Annotated in this window: 27 protein-coding genes and 1 pseudogene; 18 read left to right on the top strand and 10 right to left on the bottom strand. The window is 62.7% G+C overall.

Translation table 11 applies throughout. The features are described 5' to 3' along the window. The first annotated feature begins 130 nt into the window (after window positions 1–130). Window positions 131–1405: an aspartate kinase gene (locus tag HMPREF9153_RS03940; protein ID WP_004809642.1), complete on the top strand. Its 1275-nt coding sequence runs from the start codon at window positions 131–133 to the stop codon at window positions 1403–1405. 7 nt (window positions 1406–1412) lie between these two features. Next, window positions 1413–3233, top strand: coding sequence for a murein biosynthesis integral membrane protein MurJ (gene murJ, locus HMPREF9153_RS03935; RefSeq protein ID WP_171023546.1), 1821 nt, complete (start codon window positions 1413–1415; stop codon window positions 3231–3233). An 85-nt stretch (window positions 3234–3318) separates the two neighbouring features. Here murJ and HMPREF9153_RS03930 read toward each other — a convergent pair whose 3' ends face one another. The 8 genes from HMPREF9153_RS03930 to arsD form a co-directional block, all read right to left on the bottom strand. Further along, window positions 3319–4878 carry a polysaccharide deacetylase family protein gene (locus HMPREF9153_RS03930; RefSeq protein ID WP_370882824.1) on the bottom strand — a complete coding sequence of 520 codons (1560 nt, stop codon included), beginning with the start codon at window positions 4876–4878 and terminating at the stop codon, window positions 3319–3321. A 155-nt stretch (window positions 4879–5033) separates the two neighbouring features. Then, window positions 5034–5966 (bottom strand): permease, encoded by a 933-nt coding sequence (locus HMPREF9153_RS03920; protein ID WP_004809638.1) that lies wholly within the window; start codon window positions 5964–5966, stop codon window positions 5034–5036. After that, window positions 5963–6829 (bottom strand): TIGR03943 family putative permease subunit, encoded by an 867-nt coding sequence (locus HMPREF9153_RS03915; RefSeq protein ID WP_004809637.1) that lies wholly within the window; start codon window positions 6827–6829, stop codon window positions 5963–5965. Before HMPREF9153_RS03915 ends, HMPREF9153_RS03920 begins: the two co-directional genes overlap by 4 nt. Further along, on the bottom strand, window positions 6826–8319 hold the full coding sequence (locus HMPREF9153_RS03910) for a polysaccharide deacetylase family protein (RefSeq protein ID WP_004809636.1): 1494 nt from the start codon (window positions 8317–8319) through the stop codon (window positions 6826–6828). Before HMPREF9153_RS03910 ends, HMPREF9153_RS03915 begins: the two co-directional genes overlap by 4 nt. Before the next feature lie 189 nt (window positions 8320–8508). Further along, a complete protein-coding gene (locus HMPREF9153_RS03905; RefSeq protein ID WP_004809635.1) occupies window positions 8509–9633 on the bottom strand; it encodes an alpha/beta hydrolase in 1125 nt (374 codons plus the stop codon). 327 nt (window positions 9634–9960) lie between these two features. Continuing rightward, on the bottom strand, window positions 9961–10515 hold the full coding sequence (locus tag HMPREF9153_RS03900) for a hypothetical protein (protein ID WP_004809634.1): 555 nt from the start codon (window positions 10513–10515) through the stop codon (window positions 9961–9963). Window positions 10516–10696: 181 nt separating this feature from the next. Beyond that, complete coding sequence (arsA, locus tag HMPREF9153_RS03895) at window positions 10697–12466, bottom strand: arsenical pump-driving ATPase (RefSeq protein WP_004809633.1); 1770 nt, start codon at window positions 12464–12466, stop codon at window positions 10697–10699. Between the two features lie 26 nt (window positions 12467–12492). After that, a complete protein-coding gene (arsD, locus tag HMPREF9153_RS03890; RefSeq protein WP_004809632.1) occupies window positions 12493–12903 on the bottom strand; it encodes an arsenite efflux transporter metallochaperone ArsD in 411 nt (136 codons plus the stop codon). A gap of 95 nt (window positions 12904–12998) precedes the next feature. Between arsD and HMPREF9153_RS03885 the strand changes: the two genes are divergently transcribed. From HMPREF9153_RS03885 to HMPREF9153_RS03860, 8 genes and pseudogenes are all read left to right on the top strand, one after another. Beyond that, window positions 12999–13343 carry an ArsR/SmtB family transcription factor gene (locus HMPREF9153_RS03885; RefSeq protein ID WP_023032027.1) on the top strand — a complete coding sequence of 115 codons (345 nt, stop codon included), beginning with the start codon at window positions 12999–13001 and terminating at the stop codon, window positions 13341–13343. 965 nt (window positions 13344–14308) lie between these two features. Then, window positions 14309–14928 (top strand): annotated as a pseudogene (locus HMPREF9153_RS12880) (ABC transporter ATP-binding protein). Continuing rightward, window positions 14925–15209 carry a hypothetical protein gene (locus HMPREF9153_RS03880; protein ID WP_004809628.1) on the top strand — a complete coding sequence of 95 codons (285 nt, stop codon included), beginning with the start codon at window positions 14925–14927 and terminating at the stop codon, window positions 15207–15209. The pseudogene HMPREF9153_RS12880 and the gene HMPREF9153_RS03880 overlap by 4 nt, the downstream one beginning before the upstream one ends. Next, window positions 15187–16134 (top strand): IS3 family transposase, encoded by a 948-nt coding sequence (locus HMPREF9153_RS03875; protein ID WP_080564857.1) that lies wholly within the window; start codon window positions 15187–15189, stop codon window positions 16132–16134. The genes HMPREF9153_RS03880 and HMPREF9153_RS03875 overlap by 23 nt, the downstream gene beginning before the upstream one ends. Before the next feature lie 234 nt (window positions 16135–16368). Further along, window positions 16369–16521 carry a hypothetical protein gene (locus HMPREF9153_RS03870; protein WP_154647469.1) on the top strand — a complete coding sequence of 51 codons (153 nt, stop codon included), beginning with the start codon at window positions 16369–16371 and terminating at the stop codon, window positions 16519–16521. Window positions 16522–16576: 55 nt separating this feature from the next. Next, window positions 16577–16828 (top strand): hypothetical protein, encoded by a 252-nt coding sequence (locus HMPREF9153_RS03865; RefSeq protein WP_004809625.1) that lies wholly within the window; start codon window positions 16577–16579, stop codon window positions 16826–16828. A gap of 263 nt (window positions 16829–17091) precedes the next feature. Then, entirely contained in the window at window positions 17092–17175 is an 84-nt protein-coding gene (locus HMPREF9153_RS12635; RefSeq protein ID WP_237726254.1) for a ribbon-helix-helix protein, CopG family, read from the top strand. A gap of 220 nt (window positions 17176–17395) precedes the next feature. After that, on the top strand, window positions 17396–17710 hold the full coding sequence (locus tag HMPREF9153_RS03860) for a hypothetical protein (RefSeq protein WP_004809623.1): 315 nt from the start codon (window positions 17396–17398) through the stop codon (window positions 17708–17710). A gap of 119 nt (window positions 17711–17829) precedes the next feature. Here the strand turns inward: HMPREF9153_RS03860 and HMPREF9153_RS03855 are convergent, their stop codons facing one another. Beyond that, on the bottom strand, window positions 17830–19179 hold the full coding sequence (locus HMPREF9153_RS03855) for an ISL3 family transposase (protein WP_203335085.1): 1350 nt from the start codon (window positions 19177–19179) through the stop codon (window positions 17830–17832). 1061 nt (window positions 19180–20240) lie between these two features. Between HMPREF9153_RS03855 and HMPREF9153_RS03850 the strand changes: the two genes are divergently transcribed. The 8 genes from HMPREF9153_RS03850 to HMPREF9153_RS03820 all read left to right on the top strand — a co-directional run bounded on the left by HMPREF9153_RS03850 (window position 20241) and on the right by HMPREF9153_RS03820 (window position 25442). After that, window positions 20241–20606, top strand: coding sequence for a hypothetical protein (locus HMPREF9153_RS03850; RefSeq protein WP_144295886.1), 366 nt, complete (start codon window positions 20241–20243; stop codon window positions 20604–20606). Between the two features lie 546 nt (window positions 20607–21152). Next, on the top strand, window positions 21153–21533 hold the full coding sequence (locus HMPREF9153_RS03845) for a hypothetical protein (protein WP_004809617.1): 381 nt from the start codon (window positions 21153–21155) through the stop codon (window positions 21531–21533). A gap of 136 nt (window positions 21534–21669) precedes the next feature. Continuing rightward, window positions 21670–21984: a hypothetical protein gene (locus HMPREF9153_RS03840; RefSeq protein WP_004809616.1), complete on the top strand. Its 315-nt coding sequence runs from the start codon at window positions 21670–21672 to the stop codon at window positions 21982–21984. A 120-nt stretch (window positions 21985–22104) separates the two neighbouring features. Further along, window positions 22105–22626: an ImmA/IrrE family metallo-endopeptidase gene (locus HMPREF9153_RS03835; protein WP_004809615.1), complete on the top strand. Its 522-nt coding sequence runs from the start codon at window positions 22105–22107 to the stop codon at window positions 22624–22626. A gap of 75 nt (window positions 22627–22701) precedes the next feature. Further along, entirely contained in the window at window positions 22702–23247 is a 546-nt protein-coding gene (locus HMPREF9153_RS03830; RefSeq protein ID WP_004809614.1) for a Panacea domain-containing protein, read from the top strand. Between the two features lie 22 nt (window positions 23248–23269). Continuing rightward, complete coding sequence (locus tag HMPREF9153_RS03825) at window positions 23270–23623, top strand: type II toxin-antitoxin system death-on-curing family toxin (RefSeq protein WP_306425501.1); 354 nt, start codon at window positions 23270–23272, stop codon at window positions 23621–23623. 548 nt (window positions 23624–24171) lie between these two features. Beyond that, a complete protein-coding gene (locus HMPREF9153_RS12185) occupies window positions 24172–24843 on the top strand; it encodes a hypothetical protein (RefSeq protein WP_154647468.1) in 672 nt (223 codons plus the stop codon). Next, window positions 24840–25442: a hypothetical protein gene (locus HMPREF9153_RS03820; protein WP_004809612.1), complete on the top strand. Its 603-nt coding sequence runs from the start codon at window positions 24840–24842 to the stop codon at window positions 25440–25442. The genes HMPREF9153_RS12185 and HMPREF9153_RS03820 overlap by 4 nt, the downstream gene beginning before the upstream one ends. Window positions 25443–25551: 109 nt before the next feature. On the opposite strand, the gene HMPREF9153_RS03815 is transcribed toward HMPREF9153_RS03820, so the two are convergent. Further along, entirely contained in the window at window positions 25552–25818 is a 267-nt protein-coding gene (locus HMPREF9153_RS03815) for a hypothetical protein (protein ID WP_004809611.1), read from the bottom strand. Window positions 25819–25939: the final 121 nt, after the last annotated feature.

The following is a 25939-nucleotide window of genomic DNA, read 5'->3' as shown; positions in this document are numbered from 1 at the left end:
GTCGCGCCTGACGGTCCCGGTCTCGTCACGGTGGTCCAGCAGCAGGCCGGGGCGCTCCCGTCCTGACCACGGAGGGGTCGCTATCTGACGCCGGTTAGACTTTGGTCTGCCGAGCCTGGCAGGAGGGTTGATGACGCGAGTCGTCCAGAAATTCGGTGGGTCCTCGGTGGCCGACGCAGCATCGATCAAGCGCGTGGCGCGCCGGATTGCCGCAACCAAGCAGGCTGGTAATGACGTCGTCGTCGTCATCTCCGCCATGGGTGACACCACTGACGATCTCATGGATCTAGCCCTTGAGGTTTCCCCCCAGCCGGCTCCGCGAGAGCTCGACATGCTCCTGACGACCGGTGAGCGTCAGTCCGCTGCGTTGCTGGCCATGGCCCTGTCCGACCTGGGCATCCCGGCCCGCTCGTACACCGGCTCCCAGGCTGGTGTCATCACGACCGCCGCCCATGGCAATGCCCGCATTATCGACATCACTCCTGGACGCATCGAGAAGTCCTTGGAAGCCGGTGACGTCGTCATCGTCGCGGGATTTCAGGGTGTTTCGCAGACGACGAAGGACGTCACCACCCTCGGGCGTGGAGCCTCCGACACCACCGCGGTCGCGCTCGCGAGCTCGCTGGGTGCCGATTTCTGCGAGATCTACTCCGACGTCGACGGGGTGTTCACCGCCGACCCGCGCATCATCACGGGGGCTCGTCGCATCCCCGAGATCTCCTACGAGGAGATGCTCGAGATGGCCGCCTGTGGCGCGAAGATTCTCCACCTGCGTTGCGTCGAGTACGCCCGCCGTGAGGACGTACCGGTTCACGTGCGCTCCTCGTTCTCCGACAAACCCGGCACCTGGGTCAAGGACCTTGCCGACATCACGAAGGGATCTGACATGGAAGAGGCCATCATCTCGGGTGTGTCCCACGACCGATCGGAGGCCAAGATCACCGTCGCCGGGATCCCTGACGCGGTGGGTCGGGCTGCCCAGATCTTCGACATCGTCGCGCGCGCCGACATCAACATCGACATGATCGTCCAGAACGCCTCGCGAGTGATGAACGGTCGCACCGACCTGTCCTTCACCCTGCCGATGAGTGATGGCCCGACCGCCGTCCATGCGCTGACGGCTGCCAAGGACGAGATCGGGTACGAGCAGATCCTCTACAACGACCAGATCGGCAAGGTGTCCGTGGTCGGCGTGGGCATGAGGTCCCACCCCGGCGTCACCTCGACCTTCTTCCGTGCCTTGGCCGACTCCGGCATCAACCTGCAGATGATCTCGACCTCCGAGATTCGGATCTCGGTGGTCGTCGATGCCGATCAGGTCGACGAGGCCGTTCGCGTTGCCCACACTGCTTTCGGACTGGACGCTGAGGGTGAAGCCGTCGTCTATGCCGGGACCGGCCGCTGAGGCGACGATGCCCCAACCCCACGACGACGTTTACGATCTTCTCCACCTTCCGGAGGCAGCCCCGCCGGTCGACGTCTACGACAGTCTCGACATCGACGCCGTCACCTTCGGCGCCGATGTTTCGACCCGCGCACTGACCCATCTGGACGCCGATGAGGACGTCGATCGCACTCGAGCTATTCCTCGGATCGACGCCCAGGTTCGACCTTCCACCGGCAATGTCCCCGCCGAGGGGTCGCTGCGTCGCGTCAGCATGGTGATGGCGGCCGGGACGATGGTCTCGCGAGTCCTCGGATTCGTGCGTACCTACCTGCTCACCGTCATCGCCGCTGGCACCTCACTGGCTCTTGACGCCTTCCAGGCCGCCAACACACTGCCGAATGTGGTGTTCATTCTGCTCAGCGCAGGAGTTCTCAACGCCATCCTCATTCCGCAGATCACCAAGGCCATGAAGCAGCCTGACGGTGGCCAGGAATTCGTCGACCGATTGCTGACGGTGTCATTCGCGTCGGTCCTCGTCGTCACGGTGTTGGCAACCGTGGCCTCGCCGTGGCTGCTGGATCTCTACTTCTCCTCCAGCGGGGCGACTCGCCACCTGACGGTCTTCTTCGGCTTCATCTGTATGCCGCAGATCTTCTTCTACGGCCTTTACGCGATCCTCGGGCAGGTCCTCAACGCGCGAAACCAGTTCGCCGCGTTCATGTGGAGCCCGGTGCTGGCGAATGTGGTACAGATCGCTGGTCTGGTGTGGTTCCTGGTGCAGTTTGGTGCTCACCCGGATCCGGCCACCTGGACGTCGGAGATGGTCTGGGTGCTGGCTGGTACGACGACCCTGGGCATCGTCATTCAAGGGTTGTTCCTCATCATCCCGTTGCACCGCGGTGGTTTCCGCTGGCGGCCTCGCTGGGGTGTTCGTGGCTACGGGCTGGGAGCGGCCGCTCGTATCACGGTGTGGACCTTCACAGCACTGGTGATCGCCCAGCTTGCCGGCATCATCATGAAGAAGATGCTGTCCCATGTGCGCCTGGTGCACCCCGAAGTGTCGTCGTCGATCAGTGCCTACGACAACGCCTTCCTCATCTTCATGCTGCCGCAGAGCTTCATCACGACGTCGATTCTCACCGCTCTGTTCCCGCGGATGAGCCGGGCCAATGCCGATGGCAATGACACCGCTATGAAGAAGCTGCTGCGACAGGGATTGGAGATGCCGGCCCTGGCGATCATTCCGTGTTCCCTGGCGATGGTCGTGCTGGCTCGCCCCGGTATCCAGACGGTCTTCTCCCTGGAACCCAGCCAGATCGATGCGCTCGCCTGGGCCGTGGCGATCATGGGTATCGGCCTGTTGCCCTTTGGTATCACGACCCTGCAGCAGCGCTACTGCTTCGCCCGTGAGGACGGCAAGCTCAACCTCATCATGCAGACAGTCACCACCGTCACCCAGCTCGTCATCCTGGTGACGATGTTCATCTTCCCGCCGCAGGGAGCCCTGCTCGTCGTGGCAGCGGCCCAGACCATCGCCAACCTCGTGGGAGCGACGGCGTGGATCGTCGTCGCCTCTCGTCAGCTTGGCGGGATTGGCATGGGAGAGGTTCACCGACTGTGGCTCAGGCTGTCCCTGGCCTCCATCATTGCCGCCATCCCGACCTACTTCGTCGCCCATGGCATCGACGCTGCCGGACACGGCGCCTGGATTGGCCATGCCGGTGGAACTTTCGTTGGTGGGGTGCTCTTCGTCGCCATCGTTCTCGGGATGGCAAAGGTGCTGCACATTGACGAGGTCATGGACCTGCTCAGGCCTATCGTGCACAAGGTTCTCCGCAAGGCCTGAGCGGATCAGAGGGGTGCGAGGGAATCCGAAAACTCGCGCCTCAGAGATTCATGGCCTCAACCAGCGGTTGATGGTGGTTTGTGCCTCAAGAGGCTGCGCAGCCGAAACCGCTCTGGTTGACGGCAGTGCCTCGGCAGTAGGTCTTGCCGGCCTCCAGGCCACCGGTGTTGACCGTCAGCTCGGAGACGGTGACGAGGGTCATGCCCTTCTTGCGCAGGGCGTCGATGAGGCCGCTGGTGGCGTCAGCCGTCGAGGGATACGTGTCGTGAAGCACGATGATCGGCTGGGTGTACGTGGTCGCATATTCGGTCACGGTCTTGGTGATCCTGGTCGCGTCGCGGTCCTTCCAGTCGTTGGAGTCCGCCGTCCAGTTGACCATTGCGAGGTTCTGCTCGGCCATGGTCGCATCGACCCGCTCGTTGTGCGCGCCGTACGGAGGACGAAAGAGCATCGTCGGACGGCCGGTGAGCTTGCCGAGGGAGGTTGCCGCGTCAGTGATCTCGGAGGCTCGTCCCTTGGGACCGAGCTTCGTCAGGGTCTGGTTGCTCGTCGAGTGGCTGCCGACCTCAAAACCTGAACCGGCAAGGAGTTTGGTGGTGTCCGGGTGCGCGTCGACGTTGGTTCCCAGTTGGAAGAAGGTGGCTGTCGCCTTCGCTGACGACAAGCTGTTCGCGACCTTGTCCGTGGTGTCGGCGGGGCCGTCGTCGTAGGTCAGTGCGACGCACTTCTCGACGATGCAGTCGACGCCGATCGCCGTCGAAGGATGCGTGGGCGTACCGGTCGACTTGGTGCCCGGGCCGCCCGGAAGGGGTTTGGTGTTGGGGGAATCAGCCGGCTTCGGGCTGGTCTTGAGCTTGGCGAACCAGGTCACGTCCGCGGACGCCGTGCCGGTGAAGGGAGTCGGGTGCAGGGATGCTCCCAACGCCTTCTGGCCGAGCCCGCTGAGCATCGGGGAGATCGTCTTGGAGTCGATCATGACGGTGCGCTGCACCGCGTCAAGGGCTCCGGCGGGGAAGCGGACGAGCATGTCTCCCCTGCTGTCGAAGGACAGGGCGGGTCCAGTCCCGTAGGGAGCCTGTGGCTGCTGAAGGGCGACCTCTGCCTTCTTTGCGTCGAGCCCGTCAGCCTTGGCTACCTTGACGACCTGCTGACTGAACTTTGGCCAATCGGGCCAGGAGATGAGAGCGCTGGCCGACAGGGTTTGCTTCATCGTGGCGTCGTACCACAGAGTCGTTGTTGCCTTGGAGGTCTTGTTGTCCTTGGTGATCTCAGCTTGGAGTTCCACTCCGAGCAGATCAGTCGTCGACGAGATAAAATGACCGGTCATGGTCACCTTGGAGGCTGACTGCCAGGCGGATCCGCGCAGGGTGCGCTCCCGGACGACCTCGATGGCCTGGCTGAGATTGCGTGCCTTGGTGATGGTGGGCACCTTGACGGAAATCTCGGACGGCTTCTCCAAGGACGTCGTCGTCATTGACGCCCCCGACACGTTGCCGGTGGCGATTGAGGTGGACCTCAAGCTGGAACGGACGTCCGAGGGCGAGGACTCGGGTGTCCCGTCATCGTGAGAGCAGGCTCCAAGAGGGAACAGGGCCACCAAGGCGATGGCCAGGGCTCGAATCGAGCGGCGCGGGGAGGCACTCACGCTCTTAGATTAGGGCGGACTTCATGCGGGAAAGAAACACAACGCCGGGCGTGCCTGACATTCTAGGTGAGTTCTTCGGATTCTCAGCTGATCTCGCCTCCTTGTGCACAGTGTCCCGTTCGGAAGAGGCTGCGGTGAGCATCAGCGCAAGGCCCTCAGGAGGGGAAAAGCACTGTGCCGATGAGGAGAGCCGAGAGGAAGCAGCAGCACGCTGCGAGGGGGACGAACCGCCTCAGGAACCCGGCTCCGAAGGCTCCACCCTCCATCGCCATGAGTTTGACGTCGACGACCGGCCCGATGGCCAGGAAGGCTAGCTGAGCGGTGGGGGAGAAGCTCGTCAGGGAGACGGCCATGAAGGCGTCGGCCTCCGAACACAGTGCGACGATGACGGCCAACAGGCTCAGCACAGCAGCCTCGAGCAGGACATTGCTCGTCAGGGCCTGCATCCAGGCAGTCGGGACGAAGACCTTGACGGTGGCGGCGATGGCGGCGCCGATGACGAGGAATCCGCACGACTGGATGAAGTCATGGGCCAACTCGCTGCGGAAGGTTTCGGTCATCGTCGACAGTGTGCGACGTCCCGGGGCATGGCCATGGATTCCGCAGGAGGCTTCCTCCACAGCTGATCCTGCTGACCCGTCGTCGACTCCGCGTAGTGGACGTCCCAACCAGATCCATCCCAGGCCGATGAGGACGGCAGCCAGCAGCCCGGCCATGAATCGAGCCAGGGCCATCTTGGGGTTGACGGTGTAGGCAATCGCGGTTGCGGTGATGACGACTGGGTTGATGGCGGGGGAGGCCACCATGAAGGTCAGCGCGGCGGCGGTCGGGACCCCTGCCCTCACCAGGGACCTGGTCGTGGGTACGGAAGCGCACTCACAGGCAGGAAGAGCAGTACCGGCGAGACCAGCGACCGGAACGGCCATGGCGGTGCGGCGTGGCAGGAAGCGGGCCAGGGTGTGTGGTTTGAGGAAGGCCGTCAGCGTCGACGAGATGACCGTCCCGAGCAGCAGGAAGGGCAGCGCCTGCAGCCAGATGCCGACGAAGATGACGAGCCAGGCATTGGCCTGGGGTGGCAGCTCGCTCATATGTAGGGGTTCTCCGGGACGGGGATCTTCTCGAAGCGATCCACCTTGAAACGGGTGTCACCGTTGGCAGAACTGGGCAGATAGGTGCCGGTGACGCGGATCCACGAGCCGCCAGCAGGACGCGACGGGGCATCGACCATCGTCGTCATGAAGGGCAGGGCGTCGGCGACGCAGCACCACATCTTGAGCCGGGCGAGGACCCAGGCGTGGTCGGGGTCCTCAGGTGCGGCGCTGACGAAGCCGATCATCGTCAGCTTGCGGCCCTTGAGAGTGGCGATGCCGCGAGAATCGTCAGCTCGTTGCACGTAGTCATAGATGGTGAGCTCGGCCGGATTGCCCTTGAGAGCAGGCCAATGCTGTGGCGGTGGGCCCATCGGGCCGTTACGGTCCGAGCCGATGTTGTCGCCGCCGTTGTCGTATCCGCCGACGGTTTTTCCGGTCTTGGGATCGATGGCCACCGGGGACACCGACTTGGGTGCCTTGGGCGGTCCGTCGTTCCACGAGTCCGAGAAATCTTGGTCCGGGGATGGGCTGGCACTGCGGACTGCCGGACGGTAACTGGCGGCCCCCAGCAAGGACAGCGGCTGCAGCGGGACGAACATCCCCAGCGCGACGGGGGCGACGATGAGCATGCCGATCCGATTTCTGTGGTGCCCGGCAGTGTTCGGGTGGCGCACTGCCCGGACGAGGGTCCACAAACCCATGATCGTCAGGATGGGGCATGCGATCCACAGCAACGTGGTGATGATGGTGCCCACGAAGAGGTGCACCCGGCCACTGATGAGCAGCTGGAATCCGAGCGCGGCACAGGCCAGCAGGGCGAGGCCCTCCCAAGCCGTGCGCGCTCCCGGTTGGATTCTCATCCCTTGCAGTTGTAGCCGCTCTGTTCCTTGACCGTGCCGTTGCAGTAGGCATGGCCAGCCTGGTAGCCGCCGGTGTTGAGGGAGATCTCGCTGACGCTGACGATCGTCTTGCCCTTGGCCTCCAGATCCTTGTAGATCCGCGGGGCGGCGTCAATCGATGCCTTCTGGATGTCGTGCTCGAGGACGATGGGTGCGGTGTAGGGCAGAGCCGTCATGACATTCTTGTACGTCATGCCAGGGTTACGGTTCTTCCAGTCCTCGCTGTCGATCTGCCACTGCATGATCGCCATGCCGTTCTCCTTGGCGACCTCGTCAACGGTGTCGTTGTGGGCGCCGTAAGGCGGACGGAAGAGCAGCGGGGTGGCACCCGTGAACTCCTTGATGAGCCGGGAGTTGTGCTCCAACTCGCGACGAATACGGTCCGGGGTCTTCGCCGGAAGATTCGGGTGGGTTACTGTGTGGTTGCCGATCTCCATGCCTGCGGCGGCCACCTTTTGTGCAGTTTCCGGGAAGGCCTTGATGCTGTTGCCCATCTGGAAGAAGGTGATCGAGAGCTTGAACTTCTTGATGGTGTCGAGGAGTTCCGGGGTCATCGCGCTGGGCCCGTCGTCGTAGGTGACGGCGACGCAGTGCAGTACCCGACAATCCGGACCGACGGCCGTAGAGGGGCGAGTCGAGGTGTCGGTGGACTTGAGGGACTCGTCGACTGGCTGCGACGTCGTCCCAGTGAACTTGCCGGGATTCGTCGATGCCTTCTGGGCCTGGGTGCCGAAGCTGCTGAGCATTCCCCTGGCCTTGTCAGACGATACGACGAGGGTGATGGGATGGTCGCTGAGGACGCCTGAGGCGAAGGTGGCCAGGAGGTCACCGTCATGGTCGAAGCCGAGGGCGGGGCCGTTGCCGTACGGGGCGGACTTGGCCTTGGCGGCCGCGGCGATCTTGCCGCCGTCGAGGGACTGGTCCTTGCCAGCTTCCTGCAGGGCCGTTGTCAGGTTGGCCCACTGGTCAGCCTTGACGAGTGCCGGGGAGGAGTACGACTGCTTGGCCCCAGTCGAGTACCAGACGCTTGCCGGGATCGTCTGCTTCTTTCCCTTGACGGTCGTCGTGTTGGTCACCAGAACCCCCAGGACGGCGTCGCTGGAGGCGATGATCTGGGAGGTGACGTTGACGTCAGAGGCGTCCTGCTGCCAGGAATCGCGCAGCATACGGCCCTTGATGACCTCGACCGCCATGCTGAGGTTCCGTGCCTTCGCGAAGCGGGGGTAGGTGGCCCTGACCTTCTCCGGGGCGGCCTTGAAGGTGATGTCAGTTGCGCCGGCCCGTGCTGCGGGGATCTTCGTCAAGGTGGCGTCGACCGAGCCGGAGCTCGGGGATCCTCCTGACTGGGCAGAATCCTTGGGCCCATCGTTCGAGGAGCAGGCACTCAGGGTCAGGCATGCCGTGAGTGCGACGACAGCGACTCTCCGAGTAAGGGAAGGCTTCAGCAACATGAGGGAGACCTTACAGCGTATGTTCGGATCCCCGAAAATGGGCTTGCCGTGTCGCGAGGGAAAAGGACCAGACTGCGCTGTGACGCCACTGTGAGGGTAATCCGTCACTGGCTTATGGGCTGCACAGACACAGCGGTTGGGTCGGTCTTGTTCCGGCCCAACCGCTGTCAGGAAATCACAGGATGAAGGTCACTTGTTGTGGGCGTCGATCCAGTTGATGATCGTGTCGTCGACCTGATCCTTGACGGGCTCGTTGATGGTCTCGTGCATCAGGCCCTTCCACTGGATGACCTTCTTGTCGGTGGATCCAATGGCGTTGTACCAGTTGGTGTCGAAGTAGGCCGGGACGATGCCGTCGTTTGCGCCGTGCATGATGAGGGTCGGCTCGGTGAAGGACGGGGCGTTGAAGGCGTTGTAGGTCTGGGCCACGCCCATCTGCTTGACCATGCCGAGGCTCATGTACTTGTTGTTGTACGGATCCTTCTTGTAGTCCTCGACAACGGCCGGGTCGGTGCAGACGCCGCTCGACAGCGGGTTCGTGAACTGGATGAAGGCCTCAGCGACGGTCGAGGGCAAGTGAATCGCCTTCGGGTTGCGCACGGCCTGGGTCAGCAGGATGCCGTTGAAGCTGGTGAGCTTCTCCATGGGCAGCTTCTGACTGATGGTCGGATCGGCGTTCTTCTCAGCCTCGGTGAGGTCGTGAGCCGTGATGATCTCGGGCTCCTCGGTGTCATGGCCCCACGGGTTGACGGCGATGCCGCCACCGTTGCTGACGATGCCGTCAACGGTTCCCGGGTACTTGGCACCGTAGGACTGAACGGCGAAACCACCCATCGAGTGGCCGAAGAGGAAGACCTTCTTGCCCTGGTTCTCCTGGTGGGCAGTGCTGACGAACTGGTGGACGTCATTGACGAGGTTGTGCCAGTCGTCGATGTTGCCGCGCGGGATGGTGTTGTCGACGTAGGGACGAGCGCTGCGTCCGTGTCCGCGGTGGTCGAAGCGGTAGGTCGAGTACCCGGCGTCATTGAGGCGTTTGGCCAGGTAGTCGTAACGGCCGGAGTGCTCAGCGGCGCCATGGACGATGACGACTGCTCCCTTGGCGTTCGGGACGATGTTCTTGCGGAAGAAGAGCTTGGTACCCCAGTGATCGGTGCTGGTGACGTAGCCGGTGATGAGCTTCGGCTGGGCGGAGACCGCGGCCACCGGAGTCGAGGCATTGTCGGCAGCGAGGGCGGGAGACGCCGTCATGGAGACCCCGGTGATGGCCATGGTGCCGGCGATGGCCAATGCGCTCATTTTCTTCATAAAGATCATGTCCAAGCTCCTTTGCTCTGAAATGGCTAGCCGTACGGCTCGTGTCGTGAGACTAGGGGGCGCGGGTTCATTCGGCAGACCTGTGAACGTGTGCACGTCTGGAATTGGTCAGATGGTCGCGGAGTAAATGTGATTCGTGCACAGCCGTGCGGACGCTGGACGGTTGAGCCCTTGGCGGGCGGGGATGGTGGATCGGCGCGACGATATCGTCGATGGCAACGGGTGGTGATGCGACCAGATGGGGCTGCAGGATGATCCTGCAGCCCCATTAATGCCAGGCGACATGAGTCACACGGTTGCCTGGCTCAAGTTATTCACAGTTTGGATTCAGCGCACCTGGTTGGCGGGAACCCAGGCAGCGGTCTGGATGTCACCGAGATGGCCGACGTGCTTGGTCTTGCCGGGCAGGTTGATGGTGAAGCAGACCTTGGCCTTCTTGAGGTTGGCGACGATCTCCTGAGCCAGCGGCTTCAGGTCGCCAAGGTCGGAGGTGTCGCCGAAGGCCTTGCGCGCATTGTCGGCGACGATCTTGACGACCTTCTTGACAAGGGCGGTCTTGTCGGTCAGCAGAGCCGGGTTCTTCAGAACGGTGCTGACGATCTCCTTGGCGGAGTCGACGGCCACGGCCTTGGTCTTGGCGGTGCCATTCTCGATGAGGATCTTGGCGATCTTGATCTCGGTCTGGTGACGCTCGTGGGCGTTGTTCTTGAGGCAGTCGAAGTCGATCTGGACTGGCAGCTTCGAGGTGTCGATGGCGGTGGCGGACGGAGCAGGGGTCGGGGCGGGGGTGGCGTCGGCCGCGTGGGCCGGGGCGGCCATGAGAGCGGTTCCGGTGGCGAGGGCGGCAGCTGCGCTAGCGGCGACGAGTCGATTCTTGATCATGGGTGTCCTCCTTGCGTTGGTCGGCACCTGGTGGGGGTGCATGTGCCGGCTGAGTCCGGCTGACAACAAAAAGGTAAGAAGTCACGCCTCAGTCGGTCCACCGCGCGGCGAGGTTGTTGCACTTTCGTCTGATGAAAGGAAACGAATGGTCACTGTGATGGGGAACCTGGACAAGTGGCCGTCAGGAAGGATCCTCCGTCCCTGAAGCGAGAGCCGCGAGGTGTGCCTGGCCAATGGGTTCGTTGGCGAGGGCTGGTACGACAGCCCAGCGGGTGGCCTGTGCGGTCACGTTCTCAATCTGGGTCACTTCGTCGCGGGCCCGACGTCCCAGGAGGGCGCTCGTGGGGTGGGCGGCTGCCAGCGAGTTGTTGACGACCCATGCCCAGGGGTGGATGTCGGCGCGAGCAAGATCCGTCACGAGAGATGTCGCCTCGAGGACAGGTGTGGTGTCCGGCAGGGTGACGATAATGATCTTGGTGTGCTCTGGATCCTGCAGGCACATGAGTGGGGTCGTCGTATGGAGACGCTGCGCGGAATCCATGTGACGCAGGACGTCCCGGTGATACGAGCCGGTGGCGTCCATGAGGAGAAGGGTGTGGCCGGTTGGGGCGGTGTCCATGATGACGAACTGATGACGGGCCGTGTTGACAGCGTGGCTGAACTCCTGGAAGACCGCGATTTCCTCGGTGCAGGGGCTGCGTAGGTCCTCGGCAAGTGCGGCTCGTCCCTCCTCGTCGAGGCTGCTTCCTCGGGTTGCCATGACGCGCTCGCGATAGGCCTGGGTCGCCCTTTCGGGGTCAATGGAGTCAACCGTCAAGCCAGCCATCTCTCCATCCAGTGTCGCGGCAAGATGAGTTGCTGGGTCACTCGTCGTGAGAAGGACCTTCTTCCCACGACGAGCCAGTTCCGTCGCGATGGCGGCAGCGATCGTCGTCTTTCCGACACCGCCCTTGCCCATCGTCATGACGAGGCCGTGATCCTGGCTGGCGAGGTCGTCGACGAGTTCGTCGAGACCAGGCTGCTCGGGCAGGTCGACGATGACGTCGTCGGGGGAGCGATGGGCCTCGTCGCTGGTGAACATGCGGGAAAGAGCGTCGACGCCGATCATGGTCGTCGCCTTGAGGGGTATGTCGTCGCGTCGAAGGGCAGCGAGACCGGCTGGCATGGCCTCCAGGGCCGCGTGTTCGCGTTCCTCAATGGCGTGGCGGAGGGGATCGGCGTCGTCGGCATGGGGGAGAAGGCCGTTGATGACGAGATGGGAAGCCTGGATACCGATCTCAGCGAGCTCTGCGAGAGTGCGGTTCGTTTCGCGCAGGCTTGACGGCTGGGCGCGTGCCACGAGGACAAGTCGGGTGACGTTTGAGTCCGTGAGGGCCTCGACTGCAGCTCGGTAGGTGTTTTTGCTCTTGTCCAGACCAGACATCGGGCCCAGGCAGGAGGCATCGCCCTTGCCGGCATCAAGGTAGGCGGTCCAGTCGCCGGGTAGCTGGAGGAGGCGAATGGTGTGGCCGGTGGGTGCGGTGTCGAAGATGACGTGGTCGTAGCCGGCGGTACGAGACGGATCAACCAGCAGGTTGGTGAACTCGTTGAACGACGCGATCTCGACGGTGCATGACCCGGAGAGTTGTTCGGTGATCGTGGCGATCTCGCTGGCGGGAAGAATGGCGCGCACCGGGTCGATGATCCGATTGCGGTAGGCCTCGACCGCCTGCTCCGGATCAATCTCAAGGGCGTCCAGTCGGGCGACGGCGTCGATGGGGGTCATGCGGTTGCCGATCGTCTGGCCAAAGACGTGGCCGACATTGCTGGCAGGGTCCGTGCTGACGAGGAGGACTCGTTTGCCGCGGCGCGTCAGCTCGACGGCGGTGGCACACGCGACGCTCGTCTTCCCCACTCCGCCCTTCCCGGTGAAGAAGATGTGACGAGGGGCATCGTCGAGGAACTGGACCATCGTGACCTCCTGACGTTCTGGTGTGGTCAGCAGCAACCGGAGGACCGCTGAGAGTCCCCGCAGCAGGACGTGGATGTGCCTTGATCTGAGCAGCAGTCCTCGATGACGGGAAGCTCGATACGCGGCGAGGCGTCGGTGCGACCGGCCCATCGAAGCATCTCGTCGCGGCTGGGGTGACGACCGGTGAGGACGGTGACGTCGTCGACGAGGGTGAGGGGGAGGGCCTCGGAACCTGCGGTCTGGAGGAAAGTGACGACGACTGGGTTCTCGGTGAACCGAGTTGAGTCGGTGGCGAGGTTGGCTCGCTGCACGTCGATTCCCTGTGCCTGGAGGGCGTTGACATCGGCGGTGAAGGTCACGAGTTCCTGGTCGACATCGGCGCCGCATACCCCGGTGTTGCAACACAGTGCGGGCTCGTAGACACGGATGGTGGGCATCTGGACCTCCTGCGATCACATTGATGAACGTCTATATGTTGATAGTAGGAGGTCGTATTGATGGGTGTCAATATGGCGACGGTAGGATTATCGGCATGAAGACGACGCTTCCAGTTGTGTCGGCCGACGATGTGTGTGAGCCCGACTCGTCACCTCTGCCGGTTTCGCGTGCCGAGGAGCTCTCCGTCGTGGCAAAGGCGTTGTCGGATCCAGTGCGGTTGCGCGTCTTCCACCACATCGCGGCGAACAGTGGCGCCAGTGTGTGCGCCTGCCATCTCGATGGCCTGTTCGGGGTGAGTCAGCCGACGCTGTCCCATCACCTCAAAAAACTCGTGGAAGCGGGGCTCGTCGACAAGGAAATGCGGGGACGATGGGCTCATTTCACGGTGCGGCCAGAGGGGTTGGAGGCCTTTCGTGCCTTTCTGGCCGATCTTCCCTGATCCCGTTTGAAGAACCCTCATGGCAAAGAGTGTTGTGGGTAGGCCACGGAGGATGTAGCTCATATTTCCCTCAGCGCACCGTTGCCGGATGGACCTGATTGGTGCCCTGGGGCTGGCGGTCGTTGTGACTGGAAGTGGGACGTACGTATACGGGGGCGCCCATGACGGGACAGAGGTCACCCTTCCTGCCAAGTATCAAAGGGGAATGGATCGTTTCGAATCGTTGGCTGCGTGCAAAAAACCACTCAAGAATGTCGATGGATCATCTGATCTCGCAGCATCGGTTGAATGTGATGTCGCCACCGGGCGACTTCGTCTTGTTTTGTCGAGCGACTCTAACTATTTGTCCTCGCTGCAGGAGTATCTATGTGCGCTCGCGGATGGAGATCAAAATCACCCAGTAGCCCTACCGGGGATCATTCACATGCTATATCCGGGTCGGCAACTATCTGCTCGTCTCGCTCGCTCCAAGTGGCAGTGGCGGAAAGATGGATTCTTCCGATATTCCGTGTCTACCGAAAAAATTGTAGAAACAAGAGATCATGAAACTGGAATGATGTGTCCTGGCCGTACGTCAGGATGTGTTTTGTCGTGCTCAGTAGTAGCTAAGCATGCTCTGTTCTGTACTTTCGGACGCATATCGTTGTATTTTCGGATATATATCAAAATCTCTCACTTTCAGGGTGAGGGTGTTCTATTAAGCTCTGCGTATGGGAGAAGGCCATTCTCATCAATGGGATTCCCTAGAAAGAGAGAATTGTGAAGGTGGATAAGGTCGTCCTCCATGGCGTTGGGGCTGGCTGCTATATTTCTGAGCCACGAACGGTTCCTGCTGAACAGGTTTCGAAGGGACGAGAATGATTGCTGCGGTTGGAGTGTCCAAATCCTTCGGTGTTGGTGCGGGTCGGGTTGAAGCGCTTCGAAGCGTAGATATTGAGTTTTCGTCGTCGGGTCTACACGCCCTCATGGGGGAGAGCGGATCGGGGAAGAGCACGCTGATCAATCTGCTCGCCGGTCTGGACGTCCCCGATGCCGGGGAAATTGAGGTGAACCGTAAACGTGTCTCCGAATTGGATGAGGCGGCACGGGCTCGGCACCGGCTTGAACATGTGTCGGTCATTTTCCAAGACAACAATCTCATCGCGGAGATGACAAACATCGAAAATGTGGCCTTACCACTGTGGGCACGTGGCCAAAACCGTGCCCAAGGTCGCAGGGCTGCTGAGGACGCCTTGGCCCGCCTTGGGATTGACCAACTGGGTGACCGTCGGCCGTCAGAGGTGTCGGGGGGTCAGCGCCAGCGCGTGGGTGTCGCCCGTGCGTTGGCTGGGGGCAACGGGCGCGGATTTCCTCTCGCCGTTCGAGTTGTGCGTGTCGCCCGTGCGTTGGCTGGGGGCAACGAGTTCTGTTGGCCGACGAACCAACCGGGGCGCTGGACTCGGCTAACTCGCAGGAGCTCTTCAAGCTCTTCGCCGCTCTGGCGCACGAACGGTCAATGTGTGTGGTGGTTGCCACCCATGACCCGATCGCGGGCCGATTCTGCGACTCAATGACAGTGCTGCGCGATGGGCAGATCATCAAGTGAGTCACAGTCTGAACATCGCACTGTTGAGGATTTGGAGTCGCAACCGCAGCCGCTTCACCGCGGCAGTGCCGTTGCTGGCTGTGATGGCAGCGGTCGTGGCGTTGTACATCGCTGTGTCGTCTTTCGCGCTCAGTGGTGCTCAGGTTGCGGATCGCGAGCTTGGCCCAAGTGGCGCCTCCGTCGTCATCAATCAACCGCGGTCCACCCGCTACCCGGATCCTGCTGTCTTGAAGGCGATGACGGGGGCGGGCGCCAAGAATGTGCGCCTCGCCGCGTACTGATCAGATTTCCAGATTGACGGCCTTCGCACCACGGGGTTGTCGACCGGTCTGCAGGGTCCTGACCAGCTCAGGCCTGCACGTCGCCCCGTCCGGCTACTACGCCGCCCGCAACCGCCCGCCCTCGCACAGGGCCGTGTCGGACGCGGTGGTCGAGAAGCGCCTGCAGGCGCTGCGCGAGCAGCCCTTCAACGCCACCCTGGGGTCGCGCAAGACCTGGCGCCTCCTCAACACCACCGAGCCGACTCTCCCAGTGGCTCGCTGCACCGTCGAGCGGCGCATGCGGGCCCTCGGGATGGTCGGCATCGGGCCGGGACGCTCGATCCGTACCACTCGGCCCGCGGCCTGCTCACGCCAGCCTGCGGACCTGGTCCGCAGGGACTTCACCGCCGAGCATCCCAACCTGCGGTGGGTCGTGGACTTCACCTACGTCCGCACCTGGTCGGGGTTCTGCTACACAGCCTTCGTGATGGACCTCTACTCCCGCCGGATCGTGGGGTGGTCGACCTCCAGCCGGATGGACACCGACTTCGTCCTCTCAGCTCTCGAGCACGCCGTGTGGCAGCGCAAGGACCGTGACGGGCGCAGCCTGGCCGGGCTGGTGCACCACTCGGACCACGGATCGCAATATCTATCGATTCGCTACACCGGCCGCCTCCTGAGTGAAGGCATCGAGGCGTCCACCGGCGCTGTGGGGTCCTCCTACGACAACGCGGCCGCCGAGGCACTGAACAAGTCCTACAAGCGTGAGCTCGTCTGGACCCGATCATGGAAGGGCCGAGACGATCTCGAGGCCGCCACCGCCTCGTGGGTCGAGTGGTACAACCACACCCGACCTCACCGCACCAACCCCGACGAGCTACCACCAGCCACCGTTGAGGACCGCTACTACGATCACACCACCACGCCGGCGAGCGCCGCCGCGTGACTACTCACCCTCCACAAAACCCGGGACGATCCACTCGTCATGCCTTGTGCGGTGCGGTTCAATGACATTTTTCTGTCATCACTGTGACGGCTGTCTGCCACGTCGGTGCTGACGTCGGGCGGGGCACAGCGGGGGATCGGGGGAGCCCGATCCGGGAGAACGACTGGATCAGCGCTCATCCGAGCCCGTTCTGTGTTGTTCCACTCTGTTCTGTCATCCCAGGAGATCACCATCATGGACACCCGCACGACCAGCTCCACTGCACCGTCCGCATCGACCACCTCTGAACTCGACGCGCTCATCGTGGCCACCGACATCCTGCTCGACGACGCTCTGCCGACAGGTGTCCAGGGCCTGCTCGTCGCAGGAGTCCTCACGCGCGTCTGAGATCGTGCGGTATACCGACAGCCGTGCCTGTGGGGTCCCAGGAGCACCGATCGTCATGACTGTCCTTACTGGCGCTGCTGGCCACACCACCCTCACCGCTGCCAGCTGGGACCAGGTCCGTCGCGACCCGGAGCTGGAGGCCGTTGACCTCACCCTGCACATCCTCGGCGGGAGAATCCCTCAGCACGTCGTCCGCGCCGAGCTGTCCCCGACCGTCTGGCTGGCAGTCCTGGCCCAGACCGATGCCGGCATCGCCACCATCGAGCGCGCCGTCATCGGCGGGCGCTCGGTCCCGGTGGCCCGCTGAGACCCGTCCCGACCATCATCATCAAGGAGCACACCATGGCATTCATCGGATCGTCACTGCTGGAAACGCGACCGATCCCACCGCCCCCGACTGGGACCAGATGGCCGACTGGGCTGAGTCGCGGGCTCCACTGACCGACGACTCGAGCCCCACGCTGACCGGGGAACCAGCCCGGCAGGCCCAATGTGGGGGCCGACCACGCCACCGGCGCCGGCCAGTCCTGTGAACGCGCCACCTGACTCGACGAGCAGACCGACGTCGCACTGGTCGCCCGGGCCCGCCGCGAGCACAAGAGCGTCTCAGCAGTCATCCGCGACGTCCTGCGCACCGAGCTCGCCAAGTCCTGAACCTCAGAAGTCCCAGCAGGGACCTCCGGGATCGGCCGGCGAATCGGGACCGCGGGGATGGTCGATGTCGCCTTCGCCGGCCAACTCGTCAGCGGCATGTCACATCGCCTTCATGACCTCCTCCAGTGGTCCCCGTTGCAGCAGGGGAGAGTCACCCCACTGAACCTGCCAGTGCCCACATCTAGTGTTTGTGCCCCAGGGACAAGGACAGAAGTGCGGCATGGTGATGCTGTTCAACGATGAGGAGACGGTGGCACTGCCCGAGGGCGTGCACCTGGAGCACATTTCGGTGATGACGGTGCGCGCCAGGGGATCGAAGGCGTCATGGAAGGTCTTGGCCGGCGACCAGATCATCGGCCGCCTGGACCGCTGGATCACCGCCAGGGGTATGCGGTTCTACTCGGCGATCGCTTGCCATCCGACCACCGGGACGCCCATCCGACTGGAGGCCTCGTCGGACATGTCTGAGCGGATCGAGCTCATCCTGCGAGCGTGGCACGACCCAGAGAGCTGTACCCCGCACTCGCCCTGGTGAACATGTCTGATCCACTTTCCCCTTGACACGCTGAAGCGGAGCGCTCTAGTCAATTTCGCATTGACGGACAAGGGTTGTCCACGGAGGCTAAGATTCAGCTTGATTAAAGGGGCTCTTCGTCATTCAGCGTGGTTTGGTTGTCCTTGCTTGACGAGTTTCGGGGGTTGGCGGTAAGGGCGTTGTCCGGAGGCTGAGGCGAGGATCCGCAGGCGGTAGTTGTCGAAGTTGCGGAAGCCGCGGGCGATGCGTCGGGTGGTCTCGATGACGTTGTTGATCGCCTCGGTGGGGCCCGCGTTCGAGCGGTCGGTGTGCCAATAGGCCAGGATCTCCCTCTTCCAGGCTTTCAAGGTGCGCCCCAGCCTGGCGACCTCAGGAATCGGACAGTCCTTGAGAGCATCGATGAGGGTGACCATGTCATGGGAGTCGCTCTGCTGGTAGGCATCGATCAGCTTCTGGTAGACGGTCCAAGTGATGGTCACCTCCCAGTTCGGGTCGCCTTCTTGGAGGAGGGCATCCAGCTTGGTCGCCATCTTCTCGGTGAGGTGGTTGGCGCCGGTGAGGAGGAGTCTCCGAGCCCGATACAAGGGGTCTTTGGCGTGTCCCCTGCGCCCCAGGGTGTCCTGCTGGACTCGGCGACGCACCTCGTCCAGGGCCTGACTGGCCAGCTTTGTCACGTGGAAGATGTCGACGACCATGTCCGCCTCTTTCAGGGTCGCTGAGATGGCGTTGGCGTAGCCCCTGTAGGGGTCGATGGCAGCGATGCGGATCTTGCTCGCGAACTCCTTGCCTTGGGAGGCCAACCAGTCCTCAGCGACCGCTCCCGAGCGCCCGACCTGGACATCCAGGAGCCTCGCGAACGGCTTCGTCTTCCCGTCCTTGCCTCTCTTCGGTCTGGTGTGGTCCACGACGCCGGTGATCATCCGATTCTTGTGGGGCCCGGAATGACGCCACACGTGCTCGTCGAGGCCCGGGGCTTCCACGCTGGCCTGGTCGCTGATCTCCTTGAGGCGCTCCTGGAGGGGTCCCTCGATTGCCTTCCACAAGGTGCGCCACCCCACCCGGAGGTCCCGGGCCAGGGCGGAGATGACAACGTCTCGGGTGAGAAGCTGGTTCACAGCCCAGGTGATGGCTCGGGTCGTGAAGTGCTTGCGGGGTGGAGCCAACTGCGTCTCTTCCCCCCACGAGACCTGGGGGCAGGAGTGTTGCCTGCACCGCCAGGTGCGCCTGGACCACACGAGGAGGACAGGGACACCGAAGACACCGATGTCGTGGAGAAGACGTTGTTGGCGACCATCCGCCACAGCCTGGACCCCACAGGCGGGGCAGAGCACTCCCCCAGGGTCGGTCTCGACGTTCAGACGCAGGCCCGCAGGTGAGCGGTCCACACGCGTGACGTGGAAGCCGGGGAGGTCAGCGATGGCATCAGCGAGCGTGCAGTAGCCGGGATGAGTGCAGGTAGTGTGGAACACGGTCGGGGTCTTCTTCGAACGGGTCGTTTGAGCACTTCCCATTCAAGAAGGCCCCGACCCTTCTCACCAGCACCGACACACCCCTCTCACCACCCCACGACACTCAGGCCAGCCTCACCAAACCACGCGGAATGACGAAGAGCCGTCAAACCCAGCCCACGCCCTCGATTGTGATGAGCTCCGAGATCAGCCAGTGAGGACAGTGGTGCAGTGGATGTACGGGACTTGACGATAGCCACACCTCCGATGGAGGATGACATGGTGAACAACGCAAGTAAACTCTCGGTCATGGCGATCGGATCTCTTGTTGCCATATCGATCTATTCCACTCCCGCATAAGCCGCGCCCGCAACTACTCACAACGCGTCCCCCGTGGCAGAGTCCTCCACGATATCGGCGGTTGCCGCGAAACCATTACCAGAGAGTGTCTCTCCGGCTGAAATCAATCGTCTCAATAGTACGCTCAATCCCTCGACCCCTAAAACCATGTCAGCATCTGGCGTCCCAGGAGGGTACCATCGCCCACCTGGGCAGCGGCTCAATAATTATCGATTCAAGTCTTCCAACATTTACTTCGGCAACTATCATTGCGTGAACAAAAACTGCACGCTTAGTTCGGAAGTTCAGGCAGTGTGGCAAGAGAACATACAGGGAGGCTCGTCAAAGCGATGGACTCTGACCACGGTCGCCACGACATTCAAGGCCGGAGGTCCTCGATGGTCATTGCGGTACGGGTATTCTTGTGGTGTGAATGTCTCCCTTTCCACTGATCATACGTGTCGTTACGGTGCGTCAGCGTCGGGAGTGTCGGGCGCACTGACATCTAGGAAAAATTACTCCTGGAATTTCGAGAATCGGAGTTCTGGAGTGAATTATCCAATGTTCGCGCTTACGGTCAAGTGGACTGACGGCGTCACTCAAACGAACCGTATTCGTGGGTGGGATGTCTGCAACGGAAAGTCGGTGACGCTGTGCTCCAGCTCTGGAACCTGAACAAGGGTCGGATCTTCTGGTTCAGAGGGATTGATGGACCGGTCGAGTTGTCCGACAGTGATCCAGCCATGACCGCTGTGGCGCGCAACGCCTCGGGCCGGTGGGCCATCGCAGCGCTAGGGCCCATCAGTGATCTGGCCGCGCCGGCCTATGAGCATCAGGATCGGGACGAGTTCATGGGCACCATTGAGGGCCTGCTCGAGTGGCTTGATCTCGAATGCGATGATGCGGTCATCGCCGAAGTGGCGCGCTATTTCCACCGGGACAACGTCTCCTGTGCCGAGCAGTGGAATCGCACTCCGCCACATGCGACGACTGTCGTCTCCATGGACGGGGAACCCATTCAAGCCCATGTGTGGCGATTCCCGGGTGCCTCGGTGCTCGCCATGGACTATCACACCCTCGTCGTCGCTCTCCTCGTCGAGCACGAGTAGAGATCCCCGATAGTTTATCACAATCGAGGGTATGAATGGGGTGTGAGCTCAGCCGGCGCGTCGGTTCTTACGTAGGAGTCGAGGCCCTCCGAGGATGAAGATTCCTCCACCGCTGATCGGGAATGCCTCAACGTGTATAACCCTGCCTTCGCGGCCCCTGATCTGATGAGCTTTGCCGTCGTGATGAACTCTGGATTGTGGCTGTCGGGCAGCGCCTCAAACCGCGAATGGTGGTGATTGAGTGTCGTATCGAAACGCTGGACCAATGGGTGCGTGAAGGGCGTGACGCGGGACTCGGTGGTGAGTCGGCTAGCACGAGCCGTTTGGACATCGGCGCACGACGCTGCTGATCCGTGTGCGGCACAACAAGTACTCCGGGTGCGACAGCAGGACACCACGGCTATCGCACCAATGGAAGCCGGTGCTGACACAGTGGCTCGCCGCCCGTCCCAGGTCGTGGTCGAAGCGGATTGAGGTGGTCGCCACCGCCGGTTTCGCAGGATTCAAGACCGGTGCGGTCGAAGGGCTCCCCAACGCGTCCCGGTCATGAACCCGCTCGACCGCATCGCCACGATAGTGCGGCGCATCACGGCCTTTATCGCCTCCGTCGGCCCCGTGGTCGCCGACGGGTTCCACTTCGATCCCGACGGTTACACCGAGACCGTCTCCCAGGGCGACGGGGACCTGCCCACCGCCGACACCCTGTGGGACATCAAGGTCTCCAAGAACCCGCCGACGAAGGAGAACACCCTGCAGCTGCTCATGTACTACCTCATGGGCCACCACTCGGGTCAGGACATCTTCGGCATCGTCACCTGCATGGGCATCTTCAACCCTCGGCTCAACACCATCTACCGGCTGCCGGCCGCCGACATCGATGCGGACACGATCGCGGCGGTCAGCCACGACGTCATCGGCTACCGGTGAGGTCGGCGGCATCGGGCATCACCGGCTCCTGACGAGCCCCTGGCCCCGCCGGGGGAGAGGCATCCGCACCGAACCTGTCAGTGCCCGCATCTAGTGTTCGTGCCCCAGGGACAAGGTGAGGCGAGGACTGGTCAACATGGTGATGCTGTTCGACGACGAGGAGACGGTGGCGCTGCCCGAGAGTGTGCACCTGGAGCACATGTCGGTGATGACGGTGCGCGCCAGGGGGTCGAAGGCGTCATGGAAGGTCCTGGCCGGCGACCAGATCATCGGCCGGCTGGACCGCTGGATCACCAGAGGGGGCATCCGGTTCTATGCCGCGACCGCCTACCACCCGACCACCGGGACGCCGATCCGGTTGGAGGCCTCCTCAGACATGACTGAGCGGATCGAGCTCATCCTGCGGGCCTGGCACGACCCCGAGAGCTACACCCCGCACTCGCCCTGGTGAGACCGGGCCGGACCCGAAGACTGCGGTATGTCGGTGTACCGGCACAGCCGGTCCGGGTGATCGGGGGACTGCGCCTGCTGGCGCACCATCGTCCACCAGGAAGGGGGACCGCCCCATGACATGACCGGACTGACCACCGACGACCCCGACAGGGTCGCCCGCCAGATCCTGGAGACCACCATCGCTACCGGAGGGGCGGTCCGGGTGCCCGTCGACGTGACCCGCGTCGCCTGCCGCCTGGGTCTGGCGGTGGAGCGCAGGCTCCTGGAGCCCGGCGTCGACGGGCTGCTCGTCAAGCTCGAGGGTCAGACCCGGTTCCGGGCCGTCGTCAGCTCGCGCTGCGACCTCGATCGTCGCCGGTTCGTCCTGGCCCACGAGATCGGTCACCACGTCCGCGAGCACCAGGGCCCCTGGACCGGCGAAGCCGTGCTCGGCCGCGTGGAACGCCACCGGGAGCTGTCGATGATGCCGGTGACCACGACGGATCCCGATGAGAGATGGGCCGACGACTTCGCCACGGCGCTGCTCATGCCGGCCGGGGTGGTGGCCACCCTGTGGTCGACCGGCATGGACCTCGACGTCCTGGCCCGCAGGCTCGGTGTGACGCCCGCGGCACTGACCCTGCGCCTGACGCGCCGATGAGTACGCGTCCGTGAGACAGGGGTCCGTCATACAATTGGTATTGAGAAACGAGTCCGACGCTCGAGAGGGGGGATCATGGTCACACCACGAGACGTTGCCGACTACATTGCCGGGACGGGATTCACCCTCACCGGTGAAATGCAGCTGCAGAAGCTGCTCTACTACGTCCAGGCATGGTCCCTGGCCTGGGACGGATCACCAGTCTTCGACGAATCGATCGAGGCATGGACCGACGGCCCCGTACTCCGGTCGATCCGCCACGTGGATCTCACATCGCTCGGTCACCACGTCCCGACCGATCTCACGCAGTCGCAGCGGGCCACCGTCGACGCCGTGCTGCGCCACTACGGCAATCACGGTGGGAAGTACCTCAGTGGAGTCACCCACGGTGAGAAGCCGTGGAGACAGGCCCGCCAGGGACTCGCCGCTGATGAGCCAGGAAGCACACCGATCGATCCGGCGACGATGATGCGCGAGTACAGCACCCAGGCCGCACAGGGCAGGGGACCCACACGCCGGGCCACCTTCACGGCGGCCGATCATGACCGTGCCGATCTTCTCCACCGTGGTGCTCGGATCAGCAGGCAGTGGTCGCGAGCCATGGCGCTGCTCGCCCGGTGACCGAACAACTGACGTATGAGGACTGCTGCGACCTGTACGAGCAGGACATTCTGCAGGAGCACTGCTGAGACCCGATGTCCTCTCGTCGGCGGTGGCTGCTCCATTTGCAGTGTTCGATGGCCACGAGGCGTTCCCCACGTTGGCGGCGAAGGCCGCTCGTCTGGCGTTCGGTGTCGCGGAGGCCCAGACATTCGAGGACGGCAACAAGCGGTTGGCTCTGGAGTCAGCCCTGCTGTTCCTGGAGATCAGCGGAGCAGTGCTCGACATGAGTCAGGACCATGCCGCACACCTCATATGGTCGGTGGCGACAAAAGACGTCAGTCTGGATCAACTGATCATCGAGTTCAGTTCCTGCATCACGATCAGCACTGTATGACCCACATGACATCAGCCCACCAGCACATGTGCTGGTGGGCTGATGCGTCTGTGCCGGTATCCAGTCGCCGGTACGGGCCGCCACCAGATTGTTCTTCCTCGACAAGCGCCTCCGGAGGGTGGTCGCATGCCGATGGAGACCAATCAAAAGAGGGGGACATAGCTCCGATGACCAGAGAACTCGACACCGAGGAGACCACGGAGCTGTAGGGCGGTGCGGGTCTGGCACAATCAGCGGCGACCCGGGAACACGCTCGTGAGCCACGGGCATCGTGGACAGTGCTGCTAGACGGGGGTCGGAATCGGGAACGTGGACCGCGCTGGACGACAGACTACGCTCTGAGATTCTGCCCGGAGATGGCCGAGTACATCGCACTCGTTGTGACGGGGACATCAGGATCCTGACAGGTACACGCCGCACTCGCCCTGGTGAACATGTCTGATTCACTTTCCCCTTGACACGTTGACGCGGAGCGCTCTAGTCATTTCGAATTGACGGACAAGGGTTGTCCGCTGAGGCTAAGATTCAGCTTGATCAAGGGGGAGTTTATGAAAACAAAGGCCCTGTTTGTACCAGTACTATCTCTGTCAATTGCCTCGCTGTTTGCATTCACGGCAGCGCCGACATCGACAGCAGCACCCGCGAAGTCAAGTGACTCATCTGCTAGCACTAGGGGTATAGAATCTGCTCCGGCCGCACTCGTTTTGGCGGCTCGTGGTGCTGGTGTGGACGTTGATAATGCTCGTGCGGAGTCCCATGATGGCTACATGATGATCTGGGACAATCACTCATGGGTCATCGGATCAGATGACAGTTCCTCGTCTTCTGGGGCGTCCACGCGTAGTGCAGACTTTGATGCCGGTATTTGCACAGGAAAGTTCCACAATCCGCAGATTATCAAGAATCGTCTGGAATGGGGCGATCAGTCCAGCTGTAAATCTACAGCCACCCCAAACGACCTCTATAGGCATTCTATTCATGTTGACATTCGGCAAGGCAATCCGAAGATTACATCATTTGGTATCATGCACAAAGTCAGTGAGTACACATCACTGAACGGTCCATATTCGCGGGTCGCCACTGCGGTAGCGACGAATCCCTGCAAGAAGAACACAAAAGCCAACTATGACGTGGTCGCGAGAGTCACCGTGCACAGCGTTCAGTTCCGAGCCGTGGTCTCGAAGACCATGACCAACCTGAGCTGTAACGTGGCACCATGACCCTACGAGCCAGGCTGTTCATATCGGCTGCGACCACCCTTCAGGCCTCCGAGGACTCTCTTGTCGCCACTCTGGATCTCCTGCGAGTCGAGCTGACGGAGCAGGGAGTGAGCGCCAACGACGTGGCGCTTGAGCTGGGGGTGTCCCTCGACTTCGCCACCCGTCTGCTCGAGGGCACCGCGGTGCCCGAGGAACTGGCGGCCTGGCGGGCCACCGAGGTGACTCGGCTCGTCCAGGACATCTATCAGGACCTCGACTCATATCGCAACGGACTGCTGTGCTGCCGCGCGCAGGACCCGGTCACGCTCATGATCTCGGCGACCCATCCCTGCGATGAGTACCGCAGAAAGTACGAGACGCGGGCCGAGGCCCTGGGGCTGACGGTGTCCTGGCCAGAGGCTGCATTCAGCCTGCTCGAGATGAAAGAGCATCTTGCCGAACTTGATCGTCAGGCCGCGGCGACCCATGTGGACCCGCAGGCCGGGAGGATTGACGACACAGACCTGGCTGTTACGGCAGAGTCCGTGGCTATGCAGGACTGGATCGGAGATCACCTTGGCCAGTGGATACATACAGATCGGAGAGGCGAGGATTCGTGAATTTCCGGATCGGCGCTGAGTTCCCAAGACGACCCACCGGCGGATGCCGGTGGGTCGTCATCGTCTGACTGGTCCGGTCAGAGCTCTCAGCGCCCTGGATGTGATGGGGTCACACCACCACCGAGTCGTTCCTCCGCGATGAGCTCTTCTTGGTGGTGGCCGCCCGCTGCAGGGCCGAAGCCATGAGGTACAACCCCTCCCGGTTGAGATGGCGGGAGTACCGCGAGTCCAGGCAGAGCACCGGGATGTCGCCGGCCACGGTCAGTGGTGCGGGGTGAAGCTGTTCCTTGATGGATCCGGCACCCCCGCCGGTGCCCCAGCGGTCCAGCCGACCGATGACCTGATCTGCCGAGTGAGTGGCATTGGCGAGAATCATCCGTGGATCCTGCTGGTCTGGTATGCCGACAGTGCCATGCCGCTGGTCGCCTTCGCGGTGCTCGTCGTGGCGGCCGTGACCACTCAGAGGACATGTGGTGCACGCCGTCGGGGGCAGCAGA

Origin of the sequence: Cutibacterium avidum ATCC 25577 (assembly GCF_000227295.1) — a bacterium.
In the GTDB taxonomy this organism is placed as follows: domain Bacteria; phylum Actinomycetota; class Actinomycetes; order Propionibacteriales; family Propionibacteriaceae; genus Cutibacterium; species Cutibacterium avidum.
Note: the sequence above shows the minus strand (reverse complement) of the source record. Positions and strands in the feature narration are given on the sequence as shown.

Excerpts from the sequence above, each read along its gene's own strand:
- HMPREF9153_RS03940 (WP_004809642.1), top strand. The coding sequence starts at position 131 with ATGACGCGAGTCGTCCAGAAATTCGGTGGGTCCTCGGTGGCCGACGCA.
- murJ (WP_171023546.1), top strand. The coding sequence starts at position 1,413 with ATGCCCCAACCCCACGACGACGTTTACGATCTTCTCCACCTTCCGGAG.
- HMPREF9153_RS03920 (WP_004809638.1), bottom strand. The coding sequence starts at position 5,966 with ATGAGCGAGCTGCCACCCCAGGCCAATGCCTGGCTCGTCATCTTCGTC.
- HMPREF9153_RS03915 (WP_004809637.1), bottom strand. The coding sequence starts at position 6,829 with ATGAGAATCCAACCGGGAGCGCGCACGGCTTGGGAGGGCCTCGCCCTG.
- HMPREF9153_RS03910 (WP_004809636.1), bottom strand. The coding sequence starts at position 8,319 with ATGTTGCTGAAGCCTTCCCTTACTCGGAGAGTCGCTGTCGTCGCACTC.
- HMPREF9153_RS03905 (WP_004809635.1), bottom strand. The coding sequence starts at position 9,633 with ATGATCTTTATGAAGAAAATGAGCGCATTGGCCATCGCCGGCACCATG.
- HMPREF9153_RS03900 (WP_004809634.1), bottom strand. The coding sequence starts at position 10,515 with ATGATCAAGAATCGACTCGTCGCCGCTAGCGCAGCTGCCGCCCTCGCC.
- arsA (WP_004809633.1), bottom strand. The coding sequence starts at position 12,466 with ATGGTCCAGTTCCTCGACGATGCCCCTCGTCACATCTTCTTCACCGGG.
- arsD (WP_004809632.1), bottom strand. The coding sequence starts at position 12,903 with ATGCCCACCATCCGTGTCTACGAGCCCGCACTGTGTTGCAACACCGGG.
- HMPREF9153_RS03885 (WP_023032027.1), top strand. The coding sequence starts at position 12,999 with ATGAAGACGACGCTTCCAGTTGTGTCGGCCGACGATGTGTGTGAGCCC.
- HMPREF9153_RS03875 (WP_080564857.1), top strand. The coding sequence starts at position 15,187 with ATGTGCGCCTCGCCGCGTACTGATCAGATTTCCAGATTGACGGCCTTC.
- HMPREF9153_RS03870 (WP_154647469.1), top strand. The coding sequence starts at position 16,369 with ATGGACACCCGCACGACCAGCTCCACTGCACCGTCCGCATCGACCACC.
- HMPREF9153_RS03865 (WP_004809625.1), top strand. The coding sequence starts at position 16,577 with ATGACTGTCCTTACTGGCGCTGCTGGCCACACCACCCTCACCGCTGCC.
- HMPREF9153_RS03860 (WP_004809623.1), top strand. The coding sequence starts at position 17,396 with ATGGTGATGCTGTTCAACGATGAGGAGACGGTGGCACTGCCCGAGGGC.
- HMPREF9153_RS03850 (WP_144295886.1), top strand. The coding sequence starts at position 20,241 with ATGACCGCTGTGGCGCGCAACGCCTCGGGCCGGTGGGCCATCGCAGCG.
- HMPREF9153_RS03845 (WP_004809617.1), top strand. The coding sequence starts at position 21,153 with ATGAACCCGCTCGACCGCATCGCCACGATAGTGCGGCGCATCACGGCC.
- HMPREF9153_RS03840 (WP_004809616.1), top strand. The coding sequence starts at position 21,670 with ATGGTGATGCTGTTCGACGACGAGGAGACGGTGGCGCTGCCCGAGAGT.
- HMPREF9153_RS03835 (WP_004809615.1), top strand. The coding sequence starts at position 22,105 with ATGACCGGACTGACCACCGACGACCCCGACAGGGTCGCCCGCCAGATC.
- HMPREF9153_RS03830 (WP_004809614.1), top strand. The coding sequence starts at position 22,702 with ATGGTCACACCACGAGACGTTGCCGACTACATTGCCGGGACGGGATTC.
- HMPREF9153_RS12185 (WP_154647468.1), top strand. The coding sequence starts at position 24,172 with ATGAAAACAAAGGCCCTGTTTGTACCAGTACTATCTCTGTCAATTGCC.
- HMPREF9153_RS03820 (WP_004809612.1), top strand. The coding sequence starts at position 24,840 with ATGACCCTACGAGCCAGGCTGTTCATATCGGCTGCGACCACCCTTCAG.
- HMPREF9153_RS03815 (WP_004809611.1), bottom strand. The coding sequence starts at position 25,818 with ATGATTCTCGCCAATGCCACTCACTCGGCAGATCAGGTCATCGGTCGG.